Origin of the sequence: Micromonospora sp. BRA006-A (assembly GCF_033433935.1) — a bacterium.
GTDB classification, from domain to species: domain Bacteria; phylum Actinomycetota; class Actinomycetes; order Mycobacteriales; family Micromonosporaceae; genus Micromonospora; species Micromonospora aurantiaca.
Map to the genome: position 1 here is coordinate 4,457,022 of NZ_JANCLW010000001.1, position 12,447 is coordinate 4,469,468.

Genomic DNA, 12,447 nt, shown 5'->3' on the forward strand with positions numbered 1-12,447 from the left:
CGCGGTGATCAGGCGGTGCGGGTCTGCTTCTTGATCGACGAGTCCTTGGCGACCTTGTCGGCGGCCGCCTGCATCTTGTCGACGAACTGCTGCGCGGTCAGGCGGCCGGCCATCAGCTCCTCGGAGAGGTTCTGGCTCTCCTTGTCCAGGTCGGCGTAGAAGTCCGGGAACTTCACCGAGATCAGGTCCGAGCTGCCGTTCTTCATCAGCGAGTTCGCCGAGGCCAGCGCGGTGTCCTGGACGTTGTCGCCGGAGCCCTTGGTGGAGGCCAGCGACTTGGTCAGCTCGGCGAACTTCGCCGAGCCGGCCTTGGAGAGGATGGCCCGCAGGAACTCCTTCGCGGCCTCCTTGTTCGGCGCCTTGCTCGGCACCACGAAGCCCTCGCCGGAGGAGGCGAAGACGTCCTTGGCGGCCTTGTCCCCGCTCTTGCTCCAGTAGTCGGAGATGGTCATCTCGAAGCCCGGCGGGATGGTCGCGGCCATCTCGTTCTTCAGCCAGGTGCCGACCTGGATGAAGGCCGCCTTGCCGTCCAGGAACGCCTGCTGCGACTGGGTGTGGTCGAGCTTGCCCGGCAGCAGCAGCTTGTCCTTGACCAGCTTCTCCCACGGCTCCAGCGCCGCGACGATGCCGTCGGCCTTCCAGGCGCCGTCCTTCAGGTTGTCGATGTCGACGACTGCCTGCTTGCCGACGGCCTTCCAGATGCTGGCGAACAGCGCCCAGCGCGGGTAGTAGCCGTGCACCGCGTCGTGCACGTACGGCGCCATGCCCTTGGCCCTGATCTTCGGCGCGAGCGCGAAGAACTCGTCCCAGGTGGTCGGCGCCGTCCAGCCTTCCTTCTTGAACAGGGCGGCGTTGTACCAGTTGCCCCACACCGTGTACGCCACGTTGACGACGTAGAACTTGCCGTTCTGCGTACCGTCGGCGACCGTGCCCGGCAGCAGGCTGTCGGCGACAGTCCCCTCGCTGTCCCAGGCCGGCGCGGTGAGCAGGTCGTCCAGCGGCTCGATCGCGCCTTCGTTGATCAGCGTGCTGCGGTCCATCATGTCGGCGCCCGAGTTCATCACGAGGTCGCTCGGCTGCGTCGCCATCTTGGGCTGCTCTTCGGTCTTGATCTTCTGGGTGGAAGACATGTTGACCGTGATGTTCGGGTGCTTGGCGTTGAAGATGACCTTGTCTTCCTTGGCCCACTGGTCGCCCAGGCCACCGTTGAAGACGACCACCTTGACCGCGCTGCCGTCCTTGACGCCGAACGGGTTGTCCTTGCTCTTGGCCGCGCCGCCGCCGTCGGACTTGCTCGGCTCGCTGCCGGCGCACGCGCTCAGCAGACCCGCCGCCGGTACGGCCAGCAGACCGGCCGCCGCGGCGCGCCGCAGCAGGGTCCGACGGCTGACGTCGCCGAACTTCTCGGGGGAAACCGACATCTTGTCTCTCCTTGTGGGTCGGGTCAGGCGGTCCGCCGGAGGCGCCCGGCGTACCGCGACTCGAGGGCGAGGTTGTGCTCGTCCCCACCGGGGACGTTGGCGGAGAGGTAGACAGGGGGTACCTCTCCGGCCTGGTGGAACCGTCGTACGACCTCCGCGGTCAGCAGCTGCGCCAGCAGCGCCGCGGTGACCGAGGAGACCGCACAGACCGCGCCGCCGCCCTCGAGCGGCAGCAGTGCGTCGCCGTACGGCGCGCCGTTGTCCAGCACGACGTCGGCGAGGTCGGCGAGCCGGTGCCCGGAGGGGTGCCGAGGAGCTACCCGGGCGGTGTGCTCGACCGAGGTGACAGCGATCAACGGGTGGCCGCCGCGCTTGACGAGCGTCGCCAGCTCGACCACCGAGCCGTTGATGCCGGACTGCGAGGCGACCACGAACACGTCCCCCGGCTGCGGCGCCGCCAGGGCGTAGAGCTGGTGCGCCACGGCCGGGTCGCGTTCCAGCTTCGGGTCGGAGAGCACGTCGCGGTGCGCGTCGCCGTGCAGCACGAGGTCGTGCAGGGAGAGCCGGTTGGCGGGGACCAGGCCGCCGGCCCGGGCGACCAGTTCGGCGGCGAACGCCTCCGAGTGGCCGGCGCCGAACGCCTGGAGGACGCCGCCGGCGCGCAGCCCGGAGGCGATCAGGTCGGCTGCCCGGTCCACCGCCACGGCCTGGCTGTCCACCAGCCGGTCGAGCACCGGGCGGACCGCGTCGGCGTACCTCTGGGCACTGATCATGAGAGGGCCCCCTTCGCGGCCTTGTGCCCGTCGACGGCCTGGGCGGTACGCCGGAAGGCCGCGTGGGCGCGGTCGTGGGTGCGCTGCGCCACCGCGATGTAGAGCAGGTCGAGCACGACGAGCTGCGGGTGCCGGGCGGAGAGCGCGTCCGGCCGGAACGTGGTGGCCTGGCTGGCGGTGACCAGCACGATGTCGGCCAGCTCGGCCAGCGGCGAGCGGGGGAAGCCGGTGAGCGCGACGGTGGTGGCACCGCGGCTGCCGGCCTCGGCGAGCAGCTCGATCGTCTCCCGGGTCTGCCCGGTGTGCGAGATGCCGAGTGCGACGTCCCCGGCGCCGAGCAGCGCGGCGCTGGCGAGTCCCCCGTGCACGTCGCTCCAGGCCCACGCGGCGACGCCGATGCGGTGCAGGCTGAACTGCATCTCCTCGCCGACGAGCGCGCTGCCGCTGGCCCCGAAGATGTTCACCCGGCTGGCCCCGGCGATGGCGACCGCCGCGCGTTCCACCTCGGCCAGGTCGAGCAGCGCGGCGGTGTCGTGCATGGCCCGCGTGTCGGCGGCCATGATCTGGTCGAGCACCCGGGACAGCGGGTCGCCGGGCTGGATCTCCCGTCCGATGTCGACGGTCCAGCCGGCCGAGCGGGCCCGGCCGGTCTCGGCGGCGATGCCGAGCCGCAGGTCCGCGTACCCCTCGAAGCCCATCGCCCGGCAGAACCGGGTGATGGTCGCCGGTGACGTGCCGCTGCGCTCGGCCAGTTCGACGATGGTGGCGCGGGCGGCCGCCTCCGGGTCACTGAGCACGTGCTCGGCGACCCGGCGCAGCGCCCCGGTCAGCTCCCCCGTGCCGGCCCGGACCCGGGCCAGCACCCCGTCGGTGCCCAGCCGGTCGGCCGGACCGGCGTCGACCACCGCGGTCGCCGCGGAAGTCTCCACCTCGTGCTCGGCCATCGGCGGGCGCCTTTCGGAAAAGAATGTTAACTGTTAGTGGTAAAAGTTCTTACTGAAGGGCCCTCCGTGTCAAGGGCGTGGGTGAAGTTTTCAAACTGTTACCTGCCGCACCGGCGCGATCTTGCGCCCGGAGACGCGGCCGACCAGCATGGGAGCCATGTCGGACACCGTCGTGGTCGGCCTCGACGTCGGGGGCACCTCCACCCGCGCCACAGCGCTGAGCCTCGACGGCATCCGCCTGGGCGCCGGCCGCGCCGGCGGCGGCAACCCCACCAGCCACGGCGCCGACCGGGCCGCCGCCGAGCTGCTCGCCGCCCTGCGCGCGGCGCTCGCCGGCATCGACCCCCATCGGGTACGCGCCGGCGCCATCGGCCTCGCGGGGGCCGGCCGCCTCCTGGCCGACCCGCACGGCCGGGACGCGTTCGACCGCGCGTGGGCCGAGGCGGGGCTACGGTGCCCGTACGCCGTGCACGGCGACGCGCTGGTCGCCTACGCCTCCGGCACCGCCACCCCGGACGGCACCGTGCTCGTCGCCGGCACCGGCGCCATCGCCGCCCAGGTACGCGACCTGCGGCTGGACCGCACCGCCGACGGCCACGGCTGGCTGCTCGGCGACGCGGGCTCCGGATTCTGGCTCGGCCGCGAGGCGGTCCGCCGGCTGCTGACCGACCTGGACCGCGCGGAGACCCCCGGTGAGCTGGGACGCCGGGTGCTGACGGAGCTGACCGGCACGCCCGCTGTGGACGCTCAGCCGCGCGTGACGGCCGGCGCCGTGGTGCAGGCCGTGACCCGGCGGCCGCCTGTGGAACTGGCCCGGCTCGCGCCGCTCGTGGTGTCGTCGGCACGGGACGGGGAACCGGCAGCCGCCGCGCTGATCGCCGAGGCCGCGGCGCTGCTGGCGGAGAGCGTCTCCCGCATCCGCCCGCCGGGCGCGGCCGATCCGGTGGTGCTCGGCGGCGGGCTGCTCACCGGCGACACCCCGCTGGCCGGCGCGGTACGCGCGGAACTGGCCGGCCGGTGGCCGGACGCGCCGCTGCACAGCGCCGGGGACGGTGCGGCCGCCGCGGCCTGGCTCGCCGCCCGCGACCTGCCCGAGGTGACCGACCCGGCGGCACTGCACACCCGCCTGGTGCCCCCACCCGCCTGACCCGCCCGCCCCACCGCGCTGGCCGCCGCACCGCCCTGGCCTGCGCTGTGCCGCGCTGCCGCCCTGCCGCGCTGCGCTGTGCCGCCCCTGCGGCGGGGCGCCGTTGGGTGGAACGCCATGGGTGTCAAAACGCCGGTTTGACACCCATGACGTTCCACTCACGGCTTCCGGCAGTTCTCGGCGTGAGCCGGGCGCTCCGGCTGATCAGTATCGGTCTTGCGAGTTCGACTGGGCCTGGTGCCAGCCCTGCGGAGCGGGCTGACCCGGGTGGGCCTGCGGCGTGGGGCCGTACTGCGTGGGCTGACCCGGGTGACCCTGGGGCGCGCCGCCCTGCGGTGCGGGCTGATTCGGGTGCCAGCCCTGCGGGGCGGGCTGGCCCGGGTGACCCTGCGGCGCGGCGCCGTACGGTGCGGGCTGACCCGGGGCGGGCGGGAACGCCTGGCCCGGCTGGCCGTGCCCCGCCCCCGGGTACATGCCGGGCTGCTGCTGGCCGCCCGGGTACTGCGGCGCGCCCGCGAACTGCTGCCCGCCCGGGTACTGCTGACCACCCGGGAACGACGGCCCGCCCTGGTACTGCTGCCCACCCGCGAACTGCTGCGCCGCGGCCTGCTCGCGGGCCTCCTTGCGCGCCTTGACCGCGCGCACGATCAACAGGATCGGCAGCACGAAGACGTAGAAGAAGATCCGGTAGCTGTCGCCGTCGAAGAGGAACAGCAGGTAGAAGCCGTACCCGAAGAAGGCCAGGCCGATCACCACGTTGAGGATCCGGGAGCCGGTCCCCTGTTCCTTGACGACCGCGCCGACGACGACCATCGCGATGCCGCCGAGCATCAGCAACAGTGTGTAGAGGAGGAAGAACATGAGATTCCTGTCGATAGATGAGCGTGCCGGCTCACCCTAGGTCAGCTCGATCTTCTCCACTGCCCCGTTGCCTGTGGCAACCACCTCACTTGAGCTGCCCGGCGGTCAGTCCGGACTGGACCTGGCGCTGGAACGCCACGTACACCACGAGCACCGGCAGCACCGCGATGGTCAGGCCGGCGAACAACTGGGCGTAGTCACCGGCGTATCCTTGGCTGACCGCGAGCGAACTCAGTCCCTGGGCGAGCATCCGGTCCTGCCCGTCGCCGGGCAGCAGCACCTGGGGCAGCAGGAACTGGTTCCAGTGGCTGAGGAAGTTGAAGATTCCGACACTGATCAATCCCGGTCGCGCCATCGGCAGCATCACCCGGAAGAACAGCCGGAAGTGCCCGCATCCGTCGATCAGCGCTGCCTCCGCCACCGACGTCGGCAGCGTCCGGAAGAACGCGGTCAGGAAGAACACGGTGAACGGCAGCGAGTACGCGGTGTAGACCAGGATCAGGCCGGGCCAGGTGCCGAGCATGCCGACGCTGCGGACCACGAAGAACAGCGGCACCAGCGCCAGGAAGACCGGGAACATCATGCCGCCGACGAACAGGTAGTAGACGACCTGCCGGCCGCGGAACTCGTAGCGCGCGAAGACGTACGCGGCGGTGGCGCCGAGCAGCATGGTCAGGCTCAGCGAGCCGGCCACCACGACCAGGCTGTTGAAGAAGAAGCGGCCGATGTGGGCGGTGGTCCAGGCGCGCGTCCAGTTGTCGAAGCGCAGCGCCTCGGGCAGCCCCCACGGCTCGGCGACGATCTCGCCGTTGGTCTTGAGCGAGCTGAGCACCATCCACGCCAGCGGCAGCACGGTCATGGCGCCCCAGAGCAGCAGGAAGCCGTGCGAGAAGACGTTCGCGACGCCCAGCTCGCGGCGCGGCGGCCGGTCGGCGGGGGTGGCCGCACGGGTCGCGTCGGCGGCCGGGGCGCCGGTGTCCACGGTGGTCACGAGTACTCGATCCGATCACGCCGGGCGGTGCGCAGCGCCAGCACCGCCACCGAGAGGGTCAGGAAGAACATCGCCACGCCGATCGCCGAGGCGTACCCGAACTTGTTCTCGCTGCCGAACGACGTGTCGTACATCCGCAGCCCGATCACGTCGGAGGAGAAGTTCGGCCCGCCGTTCGTCATGAGCTGGACCAGGATGAAGCCGTCCAGCGCGGCGATGGCGAGGTAGATCCAGGCCACCTGGATGGTGTCCCAGAGCAGCGGAATGGTGATCTTCCGCAGCATCGTGGTGCGGGACGCGCCGTCGAGCAGCACCGCCTCGTAGATGTCACGCGGGATGGCCTGCATGGCGGCGCCGAAGAGCACCACGTAGAAGCCGACGTTGCTCCACACCATCACCGCCAGCACGCACCAGAACGCGAAGCGCGGGTCGCCGAGCCAGGCCGGGGTGGCCAGCCCGACGGCGCGCAGGGCGCCGTTGAGCAGGCCACTCGTCGGACTGTAGATCTCCTTCCAGAGCAGCGCGATGATCACCACCGAGAGCACCTGGGGGAAGAAGTAGACGAGCCGGTAGACCGAGGTGCCGCGCACCCCGGTCACACCGGCCCGGCCCTTGCGGCCGCCCATGGTGAGCATGCTGGCGAAGAACAGGCCCAGCCCGATCGTCACCACCGGCACCACGGCGAGCAGGATCGCGTTGTTCTTCAACGCGTTCCACACGTACCCGTCGTGCAGCAGCGTGCGGAAGTTCGCCATGCCGACCGGGTCGGCCTGCGCGGAGTAGCCCATCCAGTCGGTGGTGGAGATCTGAAAGGCCTGGAGGTACGGCGACAGCACGAAGATGCCGTACAACGCCAGTGGTGGCAGGAGGAACGTGAGGATCAGGGGGAGGCGGCCCTGTCGCATCACGCGGACCGCTTGTACTTCTTGACCGAGCTGTCCTGAGCGATCGAGTCGGCGCCCTTCTGGCACTGGTCGAGGAACTCGGCCGGGGAGATCCGGCCGCTGAAGAACTCGCCGCAGGCCGCGTCGACCAGGTTGCGCTCCAGCTTGCGGTAGTAGTTGTTGTAGACCCAGTTGAAGCCCTTGGACCCGGACGCGTCGAGCGCCTTGACCACGGTGCTGAGCCCGTACGGCAGCTCGATGCCCTCGGTCGCGCCGGCGACGACGGGCAGGCTGGCGACCTTCTTGGTGAAGTCCTGCGCGCCCTTGCGGGACAGCATGGTGCGGAAGTACTCCAAGCCGCCCGCGACGTTGCGCGCCTTGGCCGGCACCATGAACGGCTCGCCCGCGGTGCCGCGGATCGCCTCGTACGGCAGCTTGTCGCCGCTGCCCAGGCTCGGCGTCGGCGCGACCGTCATGTTGAACCCGGCCGGCGTGACGTCCTTCTGCTCGCTCTCCAGCCAGGAGCCGCAGGAGATGAACGCGGCCTTGCCCTGGCACCAGGCGGTCTGCGACTGCTTGTGGTCCAGGCCCGGGGAGCCGTCGAGGATGAACTTGTCCTTGACGATCTGGTGCCAGGCGTCGGCGGCGGTCTTCATCGCGTCCGACTTCCAGGCGTTGGGCTCCAGGTTGTCGATCGCCAGCGCCACGGACGGGCCGCCGAGCTTGATCGCGGTGGAGATCAGCGGCCAGCTCATGTAGCGGGGGTGCACACCGGCGTACGTCCAGGGGGCGATGCCCGCGGCCTTGATCCGGCGGCAGAGCGCGATGTGGTCGTCCCAGGTCTTGGCGTCCTCCCAGCCGCGGTCGGCGAACAGCTTCGTGGAGTGCCAGATGCCGTACACCGTGTAGGTGTAGTTGAGCACCAGGAACCGGCCGTCGTAGGAGCCGACCTCGACGGTGCCGGGCAGCAGCGTGTCCTTGACCGTCTTGCCGGGCGTGTCGAGGCTCGGCGCGGCGAGCAGCTCCCCCAGGTCGGCGAGCGCGTTCTGGGAGACCAGGCCGTTGAAGTCGATCTGGCCGGCGCCGGAGTTGTTCACCACGTCGGGCGGGCTGCCGTCGACGAAGCGGGGCTGGAGCGTCTTGCTGATCTCCGCGGTGGCGGAGTGCTTGATCTCCGCCTTCGGGTAGCGCTCCTTGTACATGGCCTCGTGGGCCTTTGCGTAGTCCTCCCCGAACCCGCCGTTGAAGATCACCACCTCCAGCGGGGCGTCCTCGGCCACGCCGAGCGGGTTCTGCTCGCTCTTGGTGCCCTTGTACGCGCTCTTGTCGCCCTCGTCGCCCCCACCCGACGTGGCGCAGCCGGCGAGCAGCCCGGCGGCGGGGGTGGCCAGCAGACCGGCGGCGGCGCTGCGCCGTAGGATCTCACGCCTGTTCATCGCATCTCCTCGGTCCGGGTACGCGCGGTGAGCACCCTGTCGCTTGTCTTCACAAGACGCATTTCCAATGAAGAATTTCTACGACAGTGCGACGGGGACCACAAGACCTCTCGACCGATCCGTTATCCGTACCGGTCGGGCCCGGCTGGCCTAGCCTGAGCCCATGCGCCGCCTGCGGCAGCTCGCGCAACGCACGCCGCCGGGGCGGGAGCGCTACATCGACCTGCTCCGGGCGCTGGCCATCACCATGGTCGTGCTCGGCCACTGGGGTGTCACGGTCATCGGGTACGACAACGGCCGCCCCGCCGGTCACTCCGCGCTGGGGGATCTGCGCTGGGCCTGGCCGCTGACCTGGGTGGCCCAGGTGATGCCGGTGTTCTTCCTGGTCGGCGGCTACGCCAACGCCGCCTCGCTGGCCGCCCGCCGGCGCCGGGGCGGGTCGGCGGCCGGATGGCTGGTCGACCGCAGCGCCCGGCTGGTCCGCCCGACCACCGTGTTGCTGCTGGTCCTGGCCGCCGGCGCGGGGATCGCCACGCTGCGCGGCGCCGACCCGGCGCAGGTGCGCACCGTGGTCTGGTTCGCCACCATCCCGCTGTGGTTCCTGGTCGCCTACGTCGCGGTGGTGGCGCTGACCCCGCCGATGTACGCGCTGCACCGCCGGTTCGGGCTCGCCGTGCCGACGGCGCTCGTGGTGCTCGTCGCACTCGGCGACCTCGGCCGGCTCCTCGGCCCGGCCGCGCTCGCCGACGGCAACTACCTGTTCGGCTGGCTGGCCGTCCACCAGGTCGGGTTCGCCTGGTACGACACCGCCCGGGCGGACACCCACCCCGCCGACGCGACCGGCGCCGGGGAGAGCGCCGGCCCTGCGGCCGATGCCGACGCGACCCGCGCCCGGACCCGGGGCCTGCTCCGCCGTCGGCTGCCGCTGTCCCGCCGGGCCGGCGTGCTCCTGCTCGGCGGCGGCCTGGCCGCGCTGGTGCTGCTCACGGTCGCCGGGCCGTACCCGGTGGCGATGCTCCACGTGCCGGGCGAGCGGCTGGACAACGCGGCGCCGCCGAGCGTGGCGCTGATGGCCGCGGCCGTCGCCCAGCTCGGCCTGATCCTGCTGCTGCGGCGCCCGGCCGGGCGCCGGCTGCGCCGGTCCGGCCCCTGGCAGGCGGTGCTCGCCGTGAACGCCGTGGTGCTCACGCTGTTCCTCTGGCACCTGACCGCCGCGGTGCTGCTCGTCGGCCTGCTGGACGCGCTCGGCGTGCTGCCCACTCCCCCGGTTGGCTCGGCGGCGTGGTGGGCGTGGCGCGTACCGTGGCTGCTTGCGCTGGCCGCGGTGCTGGCCGTGCTGGTCGCCGTCTTCGGTCCGGTCGAGGCCCGCACCCGCCGCCCCGCCGCGACCGGGCCGGCCGGGGCGGGTGGCCGGCGGCTGCGCGCCGGTCTGGCCGTCGCCGGGTACGCGGGCGTGCTGGTCGGCCTGCTGTTGAACAGCCTCGCGCCCAAGGCGGCCCCGGAGCCGCTGGGCCTGCCCGCCCCGGCGCTGGTGGCGTACCTGGCCGGGGCGGGTCTGCTGCGGCTGCTCAGGTCCGGACCGGCGGGACGGCGCCGGCCGGGGTGACGGTCACGCCTCGATCGAGGCGCGGATCGCGTCGACCATGATCGCCAGGCCCTCCCGGGCCTCGTCCTCGGTCAGCGTCAGCGGCGGGCCCATCCGGATCACGTTGCCGTAGAGGCCGCCCTTGCCCACCAGCAGGCCGCCGGCCCGGCACGCCTCGAAGACGCGGGTGGTCAGCGCCGCGTCCGGCTCCACGGTGCCCGGGTGGACGAACTCGACGGCGAGCATCAGGCCCTTGCCGCGTACCTCGGCGACCTGGTCCAGCCCGGCGACGGCCGCGCGCAGGCCGTCGCCCAGGATCGCGCCGACCCGGGCGGCGTTGCCCTGGAGGTCGTGGTCGAGCAGGTAGTCGAGCACCGCGTTGCCGGCGGCGGTGGAGACCGGGTTCCCGCCGAACGTGGAGAAGCTGATCGCCGGCACCGACTCCAGCACCTCGGCCCGGCCGACCACCCCGGCGAGCGCGAACCCGTTGCCGATGCCCTTGGCGAAGGTGAGCAGGTCCGGCGTCACGCCGTGCGCCTGGTAGCCCCAGAAGTGCTCTCCGGTACGGCCCCACCCGGTCTGCACCTCGTCGCTGATCAGCAGGATGCCGTGCTCGTCGAGCACCTTCTTCCAGGCCGCGAACAGCCCGTCCGGGCCGTGCACGAAGCCGCCGACGCCCTGGACCGGTTCGGCGATCAGGCAGGCCACGTCGCCGGCGGTCTGGGTGGCGAGCACCTCGCGCAGATCCTCGACCGCCGCGTCGACCCGGTCGGCGGCGTCGAGCCGGGCCAGCAGCCCGCGCAGCCGTTCCCCGGAGTGCAGCCAGGCCACCTGCAACGGGTTGAGCGCGCTGGCCGACCAGCCGCGGTTGCCGGTGACGCCCATCGTCGCGTACGACCGGCCGTGGTAGCTGTTGCGCACCGCGAGGATCTGGTGCGAGCGCCGGTGGTTGGTGGCGACGAGCAGCGCTGCCTCGTTCGCCTCGGTGCCGGAGTTGGTGAAGAAGACGCGGGCGTCCGGTATGCCGGAGAGCCGGGCGATCTTCTCGGCCAGTTCGACCTGCCGGCGGATCAGGTAGAGCGTCGAGGTGTGCACGAGCCCGGTCCGCAGCTGCCGTTCGACCGCCTCCCGGATCTCCGGGATGTCGTGGCCGACCATCGTGGTCAGCACGCCGCCGAAGAAGTCCAGATAGGTCCGGCCGGCCGCGTCGGTGACCCGGCGCCCGGAGCCGGCGACGAGTTCGAGCGGTTCGGCGTAGTAGAGCGGCATCCAGGACGGGAGCACTGCCCGGTGCCGGGCCAGCAGGTCGTCGGAGGTCATCGGCGCACCCTTCAGCGGAGGTGGATCCCCGCACGCTCCCACCACGACCGGGGCCGGGACAACCGGCACTGTTCGAGTCGGCCCGGCGGTAGCATCCGCCGGGTGCGGACGGATCAGGTGACGTTGCCGGGCGGCGCGGCGGGGACGACGCGGGCCCAGCTCCTCGCCGGGGTCCGGTCCTGGGTGGAGTCGGCGCCGGTGCGGCAGCTCGTGGCGCACTTCGGCGGCGACTGGCCCGACGGCGACCTGGCGGCCGTGCTGGCCGGGCTGGACGCGTTCTCCGCCCGCCGCTGGGACTTCCGGCAGGGACGGGAACGCCCGGACGCCCGCGAACCGGCGTTCGACCCGGCCACCGCCGGACTGGTGCTGAGCACCGCCGCCACGCTGGGCCTGGTCCGCGCCGCCGCGCCGGCCCGATCCGGGTACGCGCACCTGCTGGTGCTCGGCGGCCTGGCGCACGCCTGCCTGCGGCGCACCGCGTACGCGGCGACGCTGGCCCGGACGGCGGCCGAGGTGACCGGCGAGGTGGCGGTGCTCGGCAGCTTCCGGCCGCTGTCGGCCGCCGAGTCCCGCACGCTCGACGCCGCCGGCCTGTCCGGCTGCGCCACCGAGGTGGACGTCCTCGACGCCGGGGTACGGCTGGCCTTCGGGGTGGACGCGCCGGACGACGAGCACGGCGAGCCGGCCGGTCATCCGCACCGGGCCTGGTCCTCGCGCACCTACCGGCCGGCCGGGCTGCCCCCGGTACGGGTGCTCGCCGCGCCGTCCAGCGAACCGGACCGCCGTCGAGCGCACACCGCCGACACGCAGCGGTTCTGGGCCGAGCACGTGCGGCTGCGCGCGGACGACCCGGTGCTGATGGTGACCGCCCCGATCTATGTACCGTTCCAGCACTGCGACGCGCTGCGGACGCTCGCCGTGCCGTACCGGTGCGGCATCGAGACGGTCGGTGTGGACCCGGCCGCGCGCGCCGCGGTCGCCGTACCGGAGCCGACCCTGACGCCGGGCCGCTACCTCCAGGAGATCCGGTCGGCGCTGCGGTCGATGCGCGCGCTGCACGCGACGCTGACGGCGGGCTGAACCGG

At 72.4% G+C, this 12,447-nt stretch carries 11 protein-coding genes; 3 read left to right on the forward strand and 8 right to left on the reverse strand.

Annotation, left to right across the window (positions count from 1 at the left end; genetic code table 11):
* Window positions 1-8: 8 nt before the first annotated feature.
* Genes ngcE (NMK34_RS20095) through NMK34_RS20105 form a run of 3 tightly spaced genes read right to left on the reverse strand, consistent with a single transcriptional unit; the run spans window position 9 to window position 3,138 of the window.
* On the reverse strand, window positions 9-1,421 hold the full coding sequence (gene ngcE / locus NMK34_RS20095) for an N-acetylglucosamine/diacetylchitobiose ABC transporter substrate-binding protein (protein ID WP_318334749.1): 1,413 nt from the start codon (window positions 1,419-1,421) through the stop codon (window positions 9-11).
* A gap of 23 nt (window positions 1,422-1,444) precedes the next feature.
* The gene (locus NMK34_RS20100) at window positions 1,445-2,194 is read right to left on the reverse strand and encodes an SIS domain-containing protein (protein ID WP_318334750.1); all 750 of its coding nucleotides are present in this window, start codon (window positions 2,192-2,194) and stop codon (window positions 1,445-1,447) included.
* Complete coding sequence (locus NMK34_RS20105) at window positions 2,191-3,138, reverse strand: MurR/RpiR family transcriptional regulator (protein WP_318334751.1); 948 nt, start codon at window positions 3,136-3,138, stop codon at window positions 2,191-2,193. The genes NMK34_RS20100 and NMK34_RS20105 overlap by 4 nt, the downstream gene beginning before the upstream one ends.
* A 157-nt stretch (window positions 3,139-3,295) precedes the next feature.
* Between NMK34_RS20105 and NMK34_RS20110 the strand changes: the two genes are divergently transcribed.
* Complete coding sequence (locus NMK34_RS20110; RefSeq protein WP_318334752.1) at window positions 3,296-4,285, forward strand: BadF/BadG/BcrA/BcrD ATPase family protein; 990 nt, start codon at window positions 3,296-3,298, stop codon at window positions 4,283-4,285.
* A 204-nt stretch (window positions 4,286-4,489) separates the two neighbouring features.
* On the opposite strand, the gene NMK34_RS20115 is transcribed toward NMK34_RS20110, so the two are convergent.
* From NMK34_RS20115 to ngcE (NMK34_RS20130), 4 genes are all read right to left on the reverse strand, one after another.
* Window positions 4,490-5,146, reverse strand: a complete 657-nt coding sequence (locus NMK34_RS20115; protein ID WP_318334753.1) for a hypothetical protein — start codon at window positions 5,144-5,146, stop codon at window positions 4,490-4,492.
* Between the two features lie 85 nt (window positions 5,147-5,231).
* The gene (locus NMK34_RS20120) at window positions 5,232-6,137 is read right to left on the reverse strand and encodes a carbohydrate ABC transporter permease (protein ID WP_412098902.1); all 906 of its coding nucleotides are present in this window, start codon (window positions 6,135-6,137) and stop codon (window positions 5,232-5,234) included.
* The gene (locus NMK34_RS20125; protein WP_013287344.1) at window positions 6,134-7,042 is read right to left on the reverse strand and encodes a carbohydrate ABC transporter permease; all 909 of its coding nucleotides are present in this window, start codon (window positions 7,040-7,042) and stop codon (window positions 6,134-6,136) included. Before NMK34_RS20125 ends, NMK34_RS20120 begins: the two co-directional genes overlap by 4 nt.
* Window positions 7,042-8,457, reverse strand: a complete 1,416-nt coding sequence (ngcE, locus tag NMK34_RS20130) for an N-acetylglucosamine/diacetylchitobiose ABC transporter substrate-binding protein (protein ID WP_318334754.1) — start codon at window positions 8,455-8,457, stop codon at window positions 7,042-7,044. The genes NMK34_RS20125 and ngcE (NMK34_RS20130) overlap by 1 nt, the downstream gene beginning before the upstream one ends.
* Before the next feature lie 163 nt (window positions 8,458-8,620).
* Here ngcE (NMK34_RS20130) and NMK34_RS20135 point away from each other — a divergent pair, with 163 nt between their 5' ends.
* Entirely contained in the window at window positions 8,621-10,063 is a 1,443-nt protein-coding gene (locus NMK34_RS20135; protein ID WP_318334755.1) for an acyltransferase, read from the forward strand.
* A 3-nt stretch (window positions 10,064-10,066) separates the two neighbouring features.
* Here the strand turns inward: NMK34_RS20135 and NMK34_RS20140 are convergent, their stop codons facing one another.
* Window positions 10,067-11,362, reverse strand: a complete 1,296-nt coding sequence (locus NMK34_RS20140) for an aspartate aminotransferase family protein (protein WP_318334756.1) — start codon at window positions 11,360-11,362, stop codon at window positions 10,067-10,069.
* 117 nt (window positions 11,363-11,479) lie between these two features.
* Between NMK34_RS20140 and NMK34_RS20145 the strand changes: the two genes are divergently transcribed.
* Window positions 11,480-12,442 carry a hypothetical protein gene (locus NMK34_RS20145; RefSeq protein ID WP_318336382.1) on the forward strand — a complete coding sequence of 321 codons (963 nt, stop codon included), beginning with the start codon at window positions 11,480-11,482 and terminating at the stop codon, window positions 12,440-12,442.
* The last annotated feature ends 5 nt before the right edge of the window (window positions 12,443-12,447 follow it).